We start from the raw sequence: 15,046 nt of genomic DNA on the forward strand, positions 1-15,046 counted from the left end.
TTTGGTTGGAGCCAGTCATGAATTTTGCACTCACCGACGAGCAGCGCATGATCCAGGACGCAGCGCGGGAGTTTGCTCAGAAGGAGATCGCGCCGGTCGCTGCTGCTCACGATCAGAGCGGGGAGTTCCCGACGCAGACCATCCGCAAGGCCGGTGAACTTGGCTTCATGGGAGTCGAGGTGCCTGAGGCCTACGGTGGCGCCGGCCTCGATACGATCGGTTATGCCCTGATGATGGAAGAGGTATGCGCTGCGGATGCAGCCCACGGCACCATCATTTCGGTGAACAATTCGCTTTACTGCAACGGCATCCTCCAGTACGGAACTGAAGAGCAGAAGCAACGCTTCGTCGTTCCGGTGGCGTCGGGTGAGGCGATCGGCGCCTACGCCTTGACGGAGTCCCAGTCGGGGTCGGACGCAAGCAACATGAACACGCGCGCGGAGCTCAGCGACGATGGCACTCATTACGTCATCAACGGCAAGAAGCAGTGGATTACCTCAGGCCCGGTGGCTCGCTACGTGGTGCTGTTTGCAAAGACCGACGCTGATGCCGGTGCGCGCGGCATCACCGCTTTCGTAATCGACACACAGGAGCCCGGTTTCAGCCGGGGCAAGACCGAGCCGAAGCTCGGCATTCGGGCGTCCGCTACGTGTGAGATCGAACTCTCTGATTACCGTTGCCCCGTCGAGGGGCGCCTCGGTGAAGAAGGCGAAGGGTTCAAGATCGCCATGTCCGTGCTCGACGCCGGTCGTGTCGGCATCGCCGCGCAGGCGCTCGGCATCGCCCGTGCAGCGTACGAAGCCTCGATCGAGTATGCGAAGGAACGGACCGCTTTCGGTGAGCGCATCGGCAGCTTCCAGATGACGCAGGCCAAGATCGCCGACATGAAGACGCGCCTCGATGCTGCTCGCCTGCTGGTGCTGCGTGCCGCGTGGGCCAAGATGGAGTCAGCGCGTACAGGCGCACGCTTCACCACCGAGGCCAGCACGGCGAAGCTGTTCGCCTCCGAGACGGCCATGTTTGTTGCTCACCATGCCGTGCAGATCCACGGCGGCATGGGCTACAGCAAAGAGATGCCCGTCGAGCGCTACTTCCGTGATGCCAAGATCACGGAGATCTACGAGGGCACGAGCGAGATCCAACGCTTGGTGATCGCGCGCCAAGAAACAGGGCTCCGATAGACGTTGAGGTCAGCGCCGACCGCAGATCGATCGGTATCCAGCTGGGTGTTCGGCTACGGCTCCCTGCTCTGGCGGCCAGACTTCCCCTTCGATGAGCGCGCAGGCGGATGGATCACCGGGTGGGCTCGGCGCTTCTGGCAGGGCTCCACAGACCACCGTGGCAGACCGGGACGACCAGGTCGCGTCGTGACGCTGGTCCGCTCAGCGGAGCAGCGTTGCTGGGGCGTTGCCTATCGCATCAATAGTCAGGTTCAGCACCAGGTGTTCGATCAGCTCGACTATCGAGAGAAGGGGGGCTACGAGCGCGAGGAGGTGCATGTGCACGTGGCTTCACCCGACGGCTCGCCGTCGCGCCTACGCGCTGTGGCCTACCGTGCCAGTGCAGCGAATCCGTGCTTTCTTGGCGACGCACCCATAGCCCAGATCGCTCGTCAAATAGTGCAGGCAGAAGGGCCGAGCGGGACTAACCGAGACTACCTCTTCAGGTTGGCGAGCGCCCTGCGCGCGGCGAAGGAACAGGATAACCACGTGTTCGAGCTAGAACGAGCTGTTCGAGCACTCGAGGCCGATCAATACCAATAGGTATCGGCCGGCCGAGCCGCCTGGTGTGGACGGCTCGACCGGTGCGAAGGCTTGGCTAAGTGCTAGGCCCTGAGCATTGCGTAGAGCTGATCCTTGTGCAGGAGTCGCATTCGTTTCAGCTCGGTGGTGTAGCGGTCTGAGTGCACGGTGCGGCGAAGGCCCGTTCGCACAACTTCCTTGTTGACCCGTTGGTAGTCGTCGTAGAGCTCAGCGAACTCGTTGCTCGACTCCCGCAGCGTAGCGATACGATCCCGATACTCCGGGAATTCCTCGGCCAGGTCGTGACTTTCTCCAATCATGCGCACCTCCTGAAGGGGCGGTGGGTGGACGGATAAGTCGAAGTTCACTCGAATCTATCGTACCTGCCCCGGGCTGTCACGCACGTCTAATGACGAGACTGCCGCGGGTCCACGCGTCAGGTCGCAAGACGGCCCAGGCGTAGTAGACTGGTCGATTCCGGGCCTGATGATGACGCTGCGGTTCGAACGCGCCGCGGTCTCGGCTTTGTCGTCCCGCCGCAAAGGGCCCGCGGGGGGCGCCCCAAATGAGGAGACTCCTGCTCTGAGTGCTGCCACCCGACATCCGCCCACCCGCTCTCGCGCCAAACCTGCTGCAGCCGCGATCGATTTAAACGATCCGGCCCTGTACCTAAATCGCGAGCTGACCTGGCTCGACTTCAACCTTCGGGTGCTCAACGAAGCCAGTGACTCGCGCACGCCGCTGCTCGAGCGGGTGAAATTCCTCGCCATCGTAAGCGGCAATCTAGACGAATTCTTCATGAAGCGTATCGGTGGTTTGCGCAACCTCGTGATGGCGGGCATCACCGATCGAAGCCCAGACGGGCGTACGCCGAGCGAACTGATCGAGGCCTGCCGCACTAAGATTACTGCGGTGCAGCGCCAACGCGAGGCGATCTTCGAGGAGGTTGTCGCGGACTTGGATGCAGCCGGCATAGGAATCTGTCGTTGGCAAGATCTGTCGCCTGGAGCGCGGACCAAGCTGCGCGACCACTTTATTCGCAACGTCTATCCGCTGATCACGCCCTTGGGCATGGATCCCGGTCACCCCTTTCCCTTCATCTCGAACTTGGCACTCAACCTGCTGGTCACGATGCACTATCCGGCGGAGCGCGAGCAGCGCATCGCGAGGGTCAAGGTGCCCGTGACTGACGATGTGGTGCCGCGCTTGCAGCGGGTGGAGCACAGCAACCGCTTCGTCCTCCTCGAAGACGTGATGGCCAACAACCTGGATCTGCTCTTTCCCGGGATGCAGGTGGAGAGCTGCAGCCTGTTCCGCGTGACTCGCAACGCACGCCTGGACCTGCCGCAAGTCGACAGCGGTGACCTACTGGAGCTCATCGAAAGCGGCCTGGAGGAGCAGCCGTTCAAGCCCATCGTCCGACTGCAGGTGGATGCGCAGATGAGGCCGCAGCTGCGCAGGACCCTAATGACCCGGCTTGGCCTGCAGCCGGAGGATGTTTACCCCGTGCGGGGGATGATCGCCATGCGCAGCCTGTTCGAGATCGCCGCGCTCGATATCTCATCACTGAAGCCCGCGCCACATCACCCGGTTGATCACCCGCGACTCGCGCATGACTCGCGCAACATGTTCCAGCTGATTCGCTCCGGCGGACCGATGCTCGTGCAACATCCCTACGAGTCCTTCACCTCGTCCGTGGAACGCTTCCTTCGTACCGCATCTCTGGACCCCGACGTCTTAGCTATCAAGATGACGTTGTACCGGACCTCCAACGAGGGAAAGGTCATCCAGTATCTGGTGGACGCTGCGCGCAACCGCAAGCACGTCGCCGTGTTGGTCGAGTTGCAGGCCCGCTTTGATGAGGCGGCCAACATCCGTTGGGCCAAGCGCTTGGAGGAAGCAGGCGTCCACGTGACCTACGGGGTTTTGGGACTAAAGACCCACACGAAGTTGATTCACGTGGTGCGCCGTGACCACGACGGTCTGCGCCGTTACATGCATATCGGCACCGGAAACTACCACTCGGGCACCGCGCGGTTGTACTCCGATATCGGCCTGTTCACCTGCGATGAAAGCATAGGCGCCGATGTTACAGAGCTTTTCAATTACCTGACGGGATATCCCACTCCGCGACGCTATGGGAAGGTATTGTGCGCCCCCGAAACCTTGAAGGCCGGGCTGATTTCACGCATCGAGCGCGAAATCGAGCGGCATAGCGACACTCATCCTGGGCGCATCCAATTTAAGTGCAACGCGCTCGAAGATGTCGATGTGGTGCGTGCCCTGTATCGCGCGTCGATGGCAGGCGTTACGATTGACCTCATCATTCGCGATACATGCCGGCTGCGGCCCGGGCTCGCTGGTGTAAGCGAGAACATCCGAGTGATCAGTATTGTTGGCCGCTTTCTTGAGCACGCCAGAGTTTTTTACTTCAACAACGGTGGTGATGAGGAATACTGGATAGGGTCGGCTGACATCATGCGTCGCAATCTAGAATCGCGGGTGGAGGTGATCGCCCCGATCGAAGATGCAGATTTGCGAGCACAGCTTCGCTTGATGCTCAACGTGCAGCTCGGTGATGCGAGAAGCGCTTGGGATATGAGGTCAGACGGCACGTACGTACAACGGCAACCGGCAACTCATCGAGAAAAGCAGGGAAGCCAGGAAACGCTGATCGCGATCGCCGCAAGACGCGCGTCCGCAGCGTTGAAGCGCAGGGAAAAAAGCCTGAACGACAGGCTGGCCAGACAGTTCAGTCGGCGCCTCGAGCGTCGCTCCGCCAGGGGGTTCCCAAGCGACGATGGATCGCGCTAGCGGGAAGCGGCGGCACGGCGTCGAGCAAGCGGCGCCGGGGAGCTGAGCGGCTGCGGTTGCAGACGCCCCGCGCGTCTGGACGCGGGGATTAATGAGACACGAATACGCGCTGCCCGAGGAATTCGCGGCGGCAGACATCGCCGACACGCTGTGTCAGCGCTTTGCGCTGCAGGATCTCGGCGCCCAGCGATGGGTGATCTGCTACTTCGATACCTTCGATTGGCGGCTCTTCAACCAGGGCTACGTGCTGGAGGAGCATCGCAACGGCTCCTCCAATCACTTGCACTGGCGTTGTTTGGTGAACGGTGCACCAGAGCGGGTGCTGCCCAATGCGCGTATGCCGCACTTCGCTCACGAGCTTCCTGTCGGGGCGTTTCGCGATCGCCTGTCGGGGTTCACCGAGCCCCGCGCCCTGTTGCCGCAGGTGATCGTGCGCACGCAGGCACACACGCTGAACTTCGAGAACGAACACGGCAAGACGCTTGCTCAGCTGATCTTCGAGACGGGGAGTCTGGCAGACGGCAATCATTCCAAAGCCGCTCCGGTGGTCAGCCGGCGGCTGCGCTTGCTGCCCCTGCGAGGTTACGAGGAAAGCTGCAAGGCGCTGACCCGCGAGGTGAAGCGGCTTGGCTTGCAGCTCGCCGCACGGGATCTGATGGTCGATGCGCTGGCGTTCAGTGGCCGGCGACCGGCGAGCTACGTGGTCCGCCCGCGCGTGGTCCTCGAGCCGCAAGCGCGTACGGACGAGGGCGCACGACAGCTGCTAGCCGCCTTCTTCGGGGTTATGCGGTGCAATTTGCCCGGCGTGCGGGCGCGTACGGACGCGGAGTTTCTTCACGACTTCCGCACTTCTGTGCGCCGCGCGCGTGCCTTGCTCGGTGAGCTCGACGGCGTGTTCCCTAAGCGTACGCTCGAGCGCTACCGCCGGGACCTAAAGTGGCTCGGGGACATTACCGGCGACGCGCGCGACCTCGACGTGTTGGTGCTATCCCTCGATGAGTATGCCGACATGCTCGAGGGGCCGGTGCGCGATGCCTTTGCGAGCCACTGTCGGGCCTTCGTCGCGCGCGAGCTGGAGCAAGCCTACGAACGACTCCACGAGCGCCTGGCATCCGTACGCTTCGAGCGCTTGGTGAGTTCCCTTCAGGACTTCGTTGCCTCGCCGGTGCCTCGGCGCACGCCCCTAGCGCACGCGATGCTACCCATCGAAGGCTTTGCACGAGAGCGCCTCCGACGCCGCCTTCGCAAGCTGCGCAAGGCGGCCGCCAACGCAGGAAGCGGGGAGGACGCGCAAGGGCTGCATGACGCGCGCATCATCGCCAAGCGTTGCCGCTACCTGCTCGATGCCTTCGCCACGCTCCTGCCGGGGCGCGAGGTGCGTGCGCTGCGCCGCCAGCTCAAACTGCTGCAGGATCAGCTTGGCACGCACCACGACTGCTACGTTCACGAGCAGCGGCTGAGCACACTGTCCGAGCGGATGCGCCTGCAAGACGCTCTGACCCCGGCCGTCGCGAGCGCGATCAGACAGCTGCGCGCCGGGCTGCAAGGCAAGCAGCGGAGCCTTGGGCGAGAGGCGGCCACGTTGCTCGGGGCCTTCGCTGGCAAGGAGATGCGAGCGCTCAGCAAGGCCCTGTTTGCCAACTTATGACGTCGATTATCGGCAGTTTCGCGATCAAGGGTGGCGTGGGCAAGACGGCCACGGTGGTCAACTTGGCTTACCTGGCTGCTTGCGAAGGTGCACGGACGCTAGTTTGGGATCTCGACCCCCAAGGCGCCGTCAGCTTTTACTACCGTATGCAGCCGGCAGCCGGTGGTGGGGTCAAGAGCTTGCTACGCGAGCGTGGCCGGCTCGCCCACGCCGTACGCAGCACCGACTACGCCAATCTCGACCTGATTCCAGCGGACCCTAAGCACCGCAAGCTCGAGCGCCTCGTGCATCAGATCAGCAAACCGCATCAGCTCCTTGCGGCCCGCCTGAAGACCCTGCGCCACGACTACGACTTTGTCTTTCTCGACTGCCCTGCCGGCTACACTCGCTTTACGCAAAGCGTGCTGCGCTGCCTAGACGCACTCATCATCCCCATCGTGCCGACAACCCTGTCCATGCGCACCTGGGAGCAGCTGCTGGCAGAACTTGATGGCAAGCGTTCCTCATCTATGCAGCTGCTGCCCTTCTTCTCTATGTGCGACCGACGCAAGCAGATGCACCGAGAGATCATGGACAGCGAGCTTCCCGGGAAGGTAAGCCCGCTGACCCACGGTGTGCCTTACGCCGTCGACGTGGAGCGAATGGGGGTCAAGCGTCAGCCAGTCGATCGCTTCGCGAGCACTAGTGATGCAGCCATGGCGTACCGCGGAATGTGGGACGAGATCAAGCTGCGAATGGCGGCGCGCTAACTCCGACGAGGCTTCCCATCGGCGCGCCCTGCGCCTTGGCGTGGCGCCACTTCTACCACCAGCACTTGTCAGTCAGAGTTGGCCACGACTACATGCGCAACGCATGATCCGAAAAAGTCGTCGCCTATTTGCAACGATTGCGCTAGAGTTCCGACAGTTCTAGAAGTCACGCGACGCATAAATAACAAGGCACCTGCCGCGCTTGGGACATCACCCTTTGTGGAGCTATCCCCCTGCCGCGAGTAGGCGCCAACACCGATCGCGAGCCAGTAGGCTGGGCTGGCTGGATCGTACTCCTCGCTCCCCGGCCGGACTAAAGGAGGGTCCGTATGACCTCAAGTAACCTAGCTCGCGCACTACTGCTCGGCTCCGCCCTGGCGCTCGGTGCCCAAGTGGCCGTCGCCGACCATCACGACGACCCGGGTTTTAGCCGCGCCATTACCGTCTGGTGGGTGATATTCAACAACCCCGATGCCTGCACGGAAAATCCCGGCGCTGCCGAGCAGTGCGGCCCGACCGATATCTTTGGCGCGGCCTACGTAGAGTCCATCGAGAATGGCGCGCCTGATCCTGGGCTGATCGCCCCCAACGAGGCCGCACAGATCGCCGTGGTCTTCGCCACCGGTGGTACCACCACCAATCGAGGTGGAATTCGCTTGGTCGGGGCGATCTATCGCTCAGCGGCCGGCGGCGGCTTGGATCTTGGGAGCGGGACGCTGGTCGATCCCATGGGCTTCGGGCGGGGATACGAGAATCCCCAGGCAGAGGTGCACCTCGTGGTGCGGGATCACGGCAAGGCGCATCCCGTTCGCGGCGAGCTGCGACATCAGATTCTCAACTTCCTCGAGCCCTACTGCTCAGATCCGAACCTCGACTACTACTCTGGCCCTAACTTGTGCCGCGATGCACAGTTCGCCCAGTTCGCACCGGCGGAGACCGGGGCCGACGCCATGTTCGAATTCCATGATCCGTCACACGCGGTGCACGGCGCGCGCGCCTACCTTGAGCGCAACGGCGACATGATGCAGTTCATCATTGAAACCCGCGTCACTCCCGCGCCGTAGCGGGGGCGGTAGCGCAGGTGAGCTGAGGCTCGCCTGCGCCTCCTTCTCATTAGCTATCAGCAGCGTTGGGTCGGCTATTGCAGTGAGATCACCGTGCCGTGGCGGGCGGAGTGCCGTCCCAGTCGCGGTAGGGGCACCTGGCTAGGTAGACGTTGTAGTAGCGCTTATCCATGGAGACTTCCTGCCCAAGCCAGTCAGGTCTTGGGTGCGCTTGATCTGGCGAGGCGAGTTCGATCTCCGCGACGATCAAGCCAGCATTCGCCGCCTCGAACTCGTCGATCTCCCAGACGAACTGCCCGTCCGGGACGTAGTGACGGGTCTTTTCCACCGGATGGTCGGCGCAGAGAGGAAACAAGGCGAGCGCCTGTGCTAGGGGAATCGGAAACTCGAACTCCTGGCGCTCAATCGAGAGTGTGCTGCTCTTGATATTCAAGTTTGCCTGCTCGCCCTCCACGCGCACGCGCACCGATGCCCGGCCGGCCTCGCTGAGGTAGGCCTGGCGCATCGTCACGGAGCGACTCACCAGCGGTCGCCAACCCTCATGGCGTAGGAGGAACTTGCGCTCGATTTCCTGTCCCAAGGTACCTAGCCCTGTGCTTGGCCCTGAGCGGCAACGGCCGCAGCCGCAGCCTTGATCGTTTCTGGGTCACCGAGGTACGCGCGGGAAATTTCTCGAAGATCGTCGTCGAGCTCGTAGACCAGCGGCACTCCGGTTGGGATGTTCAGGCCTGTAATCTCATCGTCGGAAATGCCGCTGAGCATTTTGACCAAGGCCCGAAGACTGTTGCCATGAGCGGCGATCAAGACCCGTTCACCCGACCGAACGCGTGGGGCGATCTCCGCTTCCCAGAAAGGTTGTACGCGCGCCAACGTGTCCTTGAGGGATTCCGTGCCAGGCAGTTGCCCTGGATCGACCGCAGCATAGCGTCGATCGTGGCGGGGGTGGCGCTCATCATCGCCTTCCATGTGGGGCGGCGGGATGTCGTAGCTGCGGCGCCAAACGTGTACTTGCTCGTCGCCGTGTTTGGCGGCGGTCTGCGCCTTGTTGAGCCCCTGAAGGGCGCCGTAATGGCGCTCGTTCAGCTCCCACTGGCGGTGGACAGGCAGCCATAGCAAGTCCAGTTCATCGAGGATGCTCCACAGGGTGCGAATGGCGCGTGTCAGCACGGATGTGTACGCGACATCGAATGTGAGGCCGGCGTCGCGGATGAGCGTTCCCGCAGCGATCGCCTCTGCGCGACCCTGCTCGGTGAGGTCGACATCCTTCCAACCGGTGAAGCGGTTCTCGAGGTTCCAGGTGCTCTGACCGTGGCGGACGAGGACGAGCGTGTGGGGCATGACGCGAGCTCCGCTGTGATGAGGATGGCGCCAGAGCATACACCGCCGGTGCCCGCGCTGGCCCGGAGTGGGTATGATGCAGACACCGCAGCGGCGCCGCGCCGCGCAGCCAAGGACAGCTGATCGATGGACGAGAGTCTCTGGAGCCTCTTCGATGCGTGGGAGCGCGTGCTCGAGCAGACCTACGCGTCGCAGCGCCTGCGAGCGCCTGGGCCGCGTCGCAGCGAACGTACCGGGCGCCCCCTGGCCGTGCCGACGTCGTTGATCACGCTAGAGTCTTTGATGGGCAACGTCAGCAGATCGGGGGTTGGTGGGGCTGCGCGACGTGCGGTCTTGGACGTGACGGCAACCGATGAGTGGGATCTCGACTGAACGCAACGCGGCGCCCCCAAGCCTCATCGTTCTGCGTCGGCTCGTGAAGAACTTCTTATGCACCTTGCCCGCTTGCGGACGCGTCCTCGCGTCCGTGTTCCGCTGCAACGCTCGCTTGTGGTGTTCTGTGCGTGCCTCTTGTGCAGGGCGGTGCCCGCGGTGAGCGATCCCGGGCCGTCCGTCCCCTCCAAGCTTACGCAGCTGAGCCCCTGGCTAGCCGCCCGCGAGGCGGCGATCGGCGACGTGCGAGAGGCCGCGGACAAGCAGGTCGTCTGGTATGGCGGCAAAGTTGGGCGCCGACCGCTGGCCCTGCTCTATTTGCATGGTTTCTCAGCCACTCGCCAAGAGACCCGCCCCTTCGCGGATCTTGTGGCCGACGCCCTTGGCGCGAACCTGTTTTACACCAGGCTCAGCGGGCATGGCCGCACTGGCGATGCCATGGCGCAGGCCAGCGTTGAGGACTGGCTGAACGATGGGCGAGAGGCGCTTGCCATTGCCAACCAACTTGGCGAGGAAGTCGTCGTCGTCGCGTGTTCGACCGGCGCAACACTGGCTACGGCCTTGGCAATGGAGGATGAGCTCGACGTAGGCCCCGTCAAAGCGATGGTCTTCATCTCACCTAACTTCGGGGTGGCGAACCGTGGCGCTCGCGTGTTTCTTTGGCCACTCGGCGGGTTCATCGCTCGTATCGTCGGCGGAGCGTACCGCGAGTTTTCGCCCGTGAATGAGGCCCACGCACGGTATTGGACTACCCGCTATCCTACCTCCGCGGTGGGGACGATGATGCGTTTGCTCCAGCGCGTGGAGCGTGGCTCGCCCGCCGCCTTGGACATGCCCGTTCTGACGTTTTACTCACCGAAGGATAAAGTGCTCGACGTGCCGGCGCTGCTGGCCATGCAGGAGCGCTTCGCAAACCCACGCAATCGCCTGCAGTCGGTAGAGGACGCGGCGGACAAAAGCCAACACGTGCTCGCTGGGGATGCCTTATCGGCGCAGACGAGCGCACCGCTTGCAGAGCAGGCTATCCAGTTTCTGCTTTCCTTGGATCGCTCCAGGCCAGACTGAGGCTAACCTAACCGCTGCACTAGCTAGCGTCAATCTGGTATCGCACTGAAGGAGTTCAGGTTCTTGGATCGCAAGTGGGTTGTCTTCGTGGTGGTCGTGTTCGGCGTGTTCGTGTCTGTAGTGGACAGTAGCGCAACCGTTGTGGCCTTGCCGACGTTGGCGCAGCTATTTGCAACGGATCTACCCACCGTTCAGTGGGTAACTGTGGGCAACGGGTTGACGATAGCCGCCCTGCTCGTGCCCATGGGGCGCCTCGGCGATCTGATCGGGCGTAAGCTGGTGTATCTCCTTGGGTTCGCCACCTTCGTTACGGGGTCTTTAGTCGCGGGCAGTACCAACTCCGTCGAGATGCTCATTGTGGCCCGAGTGATCACCGGGGTCGGGGCCGCGGCCGCTCAAGGCAATGCCATGGCCATCCTAGCGACCGCCTTCGAGAGCCACGAGCGGGGTCGCGTGCTCGGCTTGCAGATGGGCGTGGTAGGCGTAGGAGCGATCGTAGGGCCCGCCCTTGGCGGTTGGGTGATCGGTACGCTCGGCTGGCGCCAGGTCTTCCTGAGCGTTGGCGTCGCAGGCATCGCGGTGCTGATCTGTGCCCAGCTTGTGCTAAAACGACGCAAGGTGCGCCCGGTGCAACAAGCCCTGCGCTTTGACTGGCTCGGCGCTGCCCTGTCTGCGGCATTCCTAGTCGCCTTGTTGGTCAGCCTGTCGAGTGGCGCGCGAGTCGGTTGGACCTCGCCGCGACTATGGGCTGGGTTGGCCGCGGGCCTGGTCCTGTTGGTCTTGTTCGTCTGGCGTGAGCGTGTGGCAGCGGAGCCGATGCTGGATCTGCGCCTATTCTCCGTTCCCATCGTTGCAATGGGGGTGCTCGGCACCTTGACCACCTTTATGGGACTGGCAGCTATGCGCTACCTAGTGCCTTTCCACGTCCAGTCGGTGCTCGCGCTAGATGCCACCACCACCGGCCTGGTCTTGGTGCCGGCGGCCATCGTGACGGCTATCGCCTCGCCAGTCACTGGGCGCCTATCGGATCGCCTCGGTGCGCGGCGTTTTGCGCACGCCGGCCTTGCCGTCTGCGTACTCGGGTTGATCGGACTGGGCCTAGTGGGCCCTACTTCATCGTTGGCCTTCGTGGTGGTGGCCATGATGGTCACGAGCTTCGGCGCTGCAGCCTTCCATGCGCCGAACACGAGTTCAGTGATAAACGCCGTCCCGAGGGAGCACTACGGAGTCGTTTCCGGATTTACTAATCTAGCGCGCAATGCGGGCAACGTGGTGGGCATCGCACTGGCCACGGCCACCGTGAGCTTGGTGATGACCCGCGGAGGTTTCGCTCCAACGCTCGATCCGGCGGCGATGCCGGCAGCCGCGGCGGGCCAGGCTGCAGTGCTTGCGAGCTTCGATGGAGGCGCGCGTGCCGCCTTTTGGTTGCTGGCGGGGATCGCGGCCGCGGTGCTGCTCTGTTCGCTGCGGTTTGCTCGCGACCCCAAGCCAAATGATCAGGATGGCGAGGCGCCGGCTTTGAACGCGTAGCTGCCCGTCGGACGCTGCTTACTTAGCCAGGGAGACGGGGCGCAGGCCGACGGCGACTGCGTCGGGAAGCTGGCAAATCGCCTTGGCATCGAGGAGCAGGGCGTAGACCTCGTGCAACCGGTCGGGAATGCGGAGTTGCCCATCGTTCGACTCGTACTTGCTCATCAAGAATCGGCGAGGTTCCAGCGGCAGGTTGTACAGATCGAGCATCACCATGTCCCATTCCGCGAAGTAGGCCGGACCCAGTGGCTCGTAGGTCAGCAGGGTGACGTTCTCGTGGCGTGGATCGTTGATGATGTTGCCGTAAAGCTGGTTGATGGCACGGACAGGGCCCTCGAGCACCTGCAGGAACCTGTCGCCCGAGAGTAAGAGCATGCCGGTAATGTTCCGCGCGGCGTTTCTTTCCGCGCTCACCTGCGCGAGTGTCTCCAGGGCTGTCTCGGACAACATCTCGTCGATGCTGTTGCTGCGATAGATCAGTCTGCAACGCGACATGCGGCTTAGCTGTGGGTCGGAATCTGGCGCTTAGACTACCGGAATCATGGGTGACGAGGTAGCGATCTGGGTACCCGTGCCGCGACGCTAGCCCACGCGCCCGAGCGCGGTACAATCGCCTCCACAGTGGTGCTAGACGCACGGGGGACAGCGGTGCCTGATGCAGAGTTCTGGTTGGCGCGCTGGCGCGAAGGCGCCATTGGATTTCACCAAGGTCACACCAACCAGACCCTGGAGCGCTTCGTTGACCGCCTAGGCCTCGATGAGCGTCCTGGCGCCGTGTTTTTGCCCTTGTGCGGGAAAGCCTACGATATGGATTGGCTAGCGGCGCGCGGCCATCCGGTGATCGGCATCGACCTGAGCGAGCTCGCCGCCCAGCAGTTCTTCGCGGAGTACGGACATGCCCCGAAGGTCACGCCGGAGGGCCCCAGGCTCACTCGCTACGCGGCTGGAAACGTCACCTTCTTCGTTGGCGATGTCTTCGCCCTCGAACAGTCGCATTTAGCCGACGTCACCGCCGTGTTCGATCGAGGGGCGCTAGTCGCCCTCGATGACGCCGAGCGCGCCCGCTACGTCGATCACCTGGCGCGGGTGCTACCGAGCGCCTGCAATACGCTCCTGGTAGTGGTCGAGTACGATGAGCAGGCTATGCACGGACCTCCGTTTTCCGTACGTGAGGAGGAGGTTCAAGCCCTGTTTGAGGCAAGGCACGAGATCGACTTGCTAATGCGTCGGGAGGTGCTGGACGAGGAGCCGAAGTTTCGCGATCGAGGCCTCACGGCAATGGCTGAAACCGCATACCTCCTGCGCAGCTAAGTGAGTTACCGGCAGCCCGCAACCGGTGAGTGCTCGGACCCATGAGCTCCCTGGAGGGTAAGTTGGCCTGCCCGATCAGCAACCAGGCCCTCCAGCTCGTTGCGCAGGCCTGGTGTTCTGACGATGGTTCCGCGCAATACCCCGTGCGTGGGGGTCTGCCCTGCCTTTACGGTGCGCCCACGGCCGCTCTTGGCGATTGGCGATTGCGATTTCATCGAGAGATTGCGATGGCAAAGCGGGAAGCGAGTGAACTGCGCAGGCACCTCGCCAGCGCAGGCAAGCGGGTGCTGGCGCCGAGCCGCGAGCGTATGGCCAAGGTAGCAGAAGCCCGCGCGCGCTACGCCCAGGAGGTTGGTGAGATCCTTGCACCGTTCGCAGAAGACGCCTTGGATACGGCGCAGATCGACGCCGAACTCTCCACGCTGATCGCTCTGCGCACGCGACTACCACCGACGCAAGGCGTGTTGACTTACACCGCGAACATATTTCGCGATTGGGCTTGGGGAGACGAGGAGAACCGCGCTTCGCTTGAGGCGGTGGTCGCGGCATTGCCAAATCGCACGACTGATCGGCTGGTACTCGGCAGTGGAGCCGGGCGCCTGAGCTACGATATTCACCAGTACCTCGCAGAAGGCACCACGCTGGCGCTCGACATCAACCCCTTCCTGGCTCGAATCGCGTATGTGCTGAGCGCAGGCGGTGAGATTGCGCTGCACGAGTTTCCCCTGGCGCCCAAGGGCGTCGCCGACGTGGCGATCGCGCACCGACTTAAGGCACCGCAGCGCGCACGCGAGGGCCTGCACTTCCTGCTCGCAGATGTGCATCGCCCACCCCTCATCTGGGGCAGCATGGACCTGGTAGTGACCCCGTGGGTGGTCGACATCGTGGATGAAGATCTGGGGCAGCAGGCGCGCCGGATCAACCGCCTGCTAAAGCCTGAGGGACGCTGGATCTCCTTTGGATCACTGAGCTTCTCGGGCGCGGATTCGCCGGCGCGCTATTGCCTCGAGGAAGTGCTAGCGGTGGTGGAAGCCGCGGGTTTTACTCCGCCGCTCGTGACGGAACACGAGCTGCCGTACTTGCGTTCGCCGCACAGTCGCCACGCGCGGATGGAGCAGGTGCTGGTCCTGGCAGCCGACAAGACGCGAGACGCAGCGGCACCAGCCGCGCACGTTAGCCTGCCAGACTGGATCAGCGTGGGGGAGACGCCCGTGCCACTCAGCGAGTCGTTCAAACTGCAGGCAGCCTCCACGCGGATCCACGCATTTCTCATGTCCATGATCGACGGTCAACGCTCGATCGCAGACATGGCCACGCTGATGGAGGCGCAGCAGTTGATGCCTAAAGCGGATGCGCAGCAGGCGATCAGAGGTTTCCTGACTCGCATGTATGAAGAAAGTCGCCAGCGCTAGT

General features: G+C 63.1%; 15 protein-coding genes. 11 read left to right on the forward strand and 4 right to left on the reverse strand.

All coding sequences use genetic code 11. The features are described 5' to 3' along the window. Positions 1–17: 17 nt before the first annotated feature. Positions 18–1,181, forward strand: a complete 1,164-nt coding sequence (locus AAGA68_05670; protein MEM9384529.1) for an acyl-CoA dehydrogenase family protein — start codon at positions 18–20, stop codon at positions 1,179–1,181. Positions 1,182–1,184: 3 nt separating this feature from the next. Continuing rightward, positions 1,185–1,763, forward strand: coding sequence for a gamma-glutamylcyclotransferase (locus tag AAGA68_05675; GenBank protein MEM9384530.1), 579 nt, complete (start codon positions 1,185–1,187; stop codon positions 1,761–1,763). A 62-nt stretch (positions 1,764–1,825) separates the two neighbouring features. Here AAGA68_05675 and AAGA68_05680 read toward each other — a convergent pair whose 3' ends face one another. Next, positions 1,826–2,062 carry a DUF465 domain-containing protein gene (locus tag AAGA68_05680; protein ID MEM9384531.1) on the reverse strand — a complete coding sequence of 79 codons (237 nt, stop codon included), beginning with the start codon at positions 2,060–2,062 and terminating at the stop codon, positions 1,826–1,828. A 166-nt stretch (positions 2,063–2,228) separates the two neighbouring features. Between AAGA68_05680 and ppk1 the strand changes: the two genes are divergently transcribed. From ppk1 to AAGA68_05700, 4 genes are all read left to right on the forward strand, one after another. Beyond that, positions 2,229–4,556 carry a polyphosphate kinase 1 gene (gene ppk1, locus AAGA68_05685; GenBank protein ID MEM9384532.1) on the forward strand — a complete coding sequence of 776 codons (2,328 nt, stop codon included), beginning with the start codon at positions 2,229–2,231 and terminating at the stop codon, positions 4,554–4,556. 91 nt (positions 4,557–4,647) lie between these two features. Then, a complete protein-coding gene (locus AAGA68_05690; GenBank protein MEM9384533.1) occupies positions 4,648–6,204 on the forward strand; it encodes a CHAD domain-containing protein in 1,557 nt (518 codons plus the stop codon). Beyond that, positions 6,201–6,953 (forward strand): ParA family protein, encoded by a 753-nt coding sequence (locus tag AAGA68_05695; GenBank protein ID MEM9384534.1) that lies wholly within the window; start codon positions 6,201–6,203, stop codon positions 6,951–6,953. Before AAGA68_05690 ends, AAGA68_05695 begins: the two co-directional genes overlap by 4 nt. Before the next feature lie 329 nt (positions 6,954–7,282). After that, on the forward strand, positions 7,283–8,017 hold the full coding sequence (locus AAGA68_05700; protein MEM9384535.1) for a hypothetical protein: 735 nt from the start codon (positions 7,283–7,285) through the stop codon (positions 8,015–8,017). 88 nt (positions 8,018–8,105) lie between these two features. On the opposite strand, the gene AAGA68_05705 is transcribed toward AAGA68_05700, so the two are convergent. Both AAGA68_05705 and gpmA read right to left on the reverse strand, forming a co-directional pair. After that, the gene (locus AAGA68_05705) at positions 8,106–8,597 is read right to left on the reverse strand and encodes a CYTH domain-containing protein (protein MEM9384536.1); all 492 of its coding nucleotides are present in this window, start codon (positions 8,595–8,597) and stop codon (positions 8,106–8,108) included. 5 nt (positions 8,598–8,602) lie between these two features. Next, a complete protein-coding gene (gene gpmA, locus AAGA68_05710) occupies positions 8,603–9,355 on the reverse strand; it encodes a 2,3-diphosphoglycerate-dependent phosphoglycerate mutase (GenBank protein ID MEM9384537.1) in 753 nt (250 codons plus the stop codon). Between the two features lie 126 nt (positions 9,356–9,481). Here gpmA and AAGA68_05715 point away from each other — a divergent pair, with 126 nt between their 5' ends. The 3 genes from AAGA68_05715 (at position 9,482) to AAGA68_05725 (ending at position 12,322) form a co-directional block, all read left to right on the forward strand. Then, positions 9,482–9,727 (forward strand): hypothetical protein, encoded by a 246-nt coding sequence (locus AAGA68_05715; GenBank protein ID MEM9384538.1) that lies wholly within the window; start codon positions 9,482–9,484, stop codon positions 9,725–9,727. Positions 9,728–9,886: 159 nt separating this feature from the next. Further along, positions 9,887–10,792 carry an alpha/beta fold hydrolase gene (locus AAGA68_05720; protein MEM9384539.1) on the forward strand — a complete coding sequence of 302 codons (906 nt, stop codon included), beginning with the start codon at positions 9,887–9,889 and terminating at the stop codon, positions 10,790–10,792. 63 nt (positions 10,793–10,855) lie between these two features. Continuing rightward, positions 10,856–12,322 carry a DHA2 family efflux MFS transporter permease subunit gene (locus AAGA68_05725; GenBank protein ID MEM9384540.1) on the forward strand — a complete coding sequence of 489 codons (1,467 nt, stop codon included), beginning with the start codon at positions 10,856–10,858 and terminating at the stop codon, positions 12,320–12,322. Positions 12,323–12,340: 18 nt separating this feature from the next. Here the strand turns inward: AAGA68_05725 and AAGA68_05730 are convergent, their stop codons facing one another. Continuing rightward, on the reverse strand, positions 12,341–12,817 hold the full coding sequence (locus AAGA68_05730; protein ID MEM9384541.1) for a BLUF domain-containing protein: 477 nt from the start codon (positions 12,815–12,817) through the stop codon (positions 12,341–12,343). Positions 12,818–12,970: 153 nt separating this feature from the next. On the opposite strand from AAGA68_05730, the gene AAGA68_05735 reads away from it, so the two are divergent. Further along, on the forward strand, positions 12,971–13,633 hold the full coding sequence (locus AAGA68_05735; protein ID MEM9384542.1) for a thiopurine S-methyltransferase: 663 nt from the start codon (positions 12,971–12,973) through the stop codon (positions 13,631–13,633). 227 nt (positions 13,634–13,860) lie between these two features. Beyond that, the gene (locus AAGA68_05740; protein MEM9384543.1) at positions 13,861–15,045 is read left to right on the forward strand and encodes a class I SAM-dependent methyltransferase; all 1,185 of its coding nucleotides are present in this window, start codon (positions 13,861–13,863) and stop codon (positions 15,043–15,045) included. Position 15,046 lies beyond the last annotated feature (1 nt).

The organism is Pseudomonadota bacterium (assembly GCA_039193195.1).
Lineage (GTDB): Bacteria > Pseudomonadota > Gammaproteobacteria > Steroidobacterales > JBCBZW01 > JBCBZW01.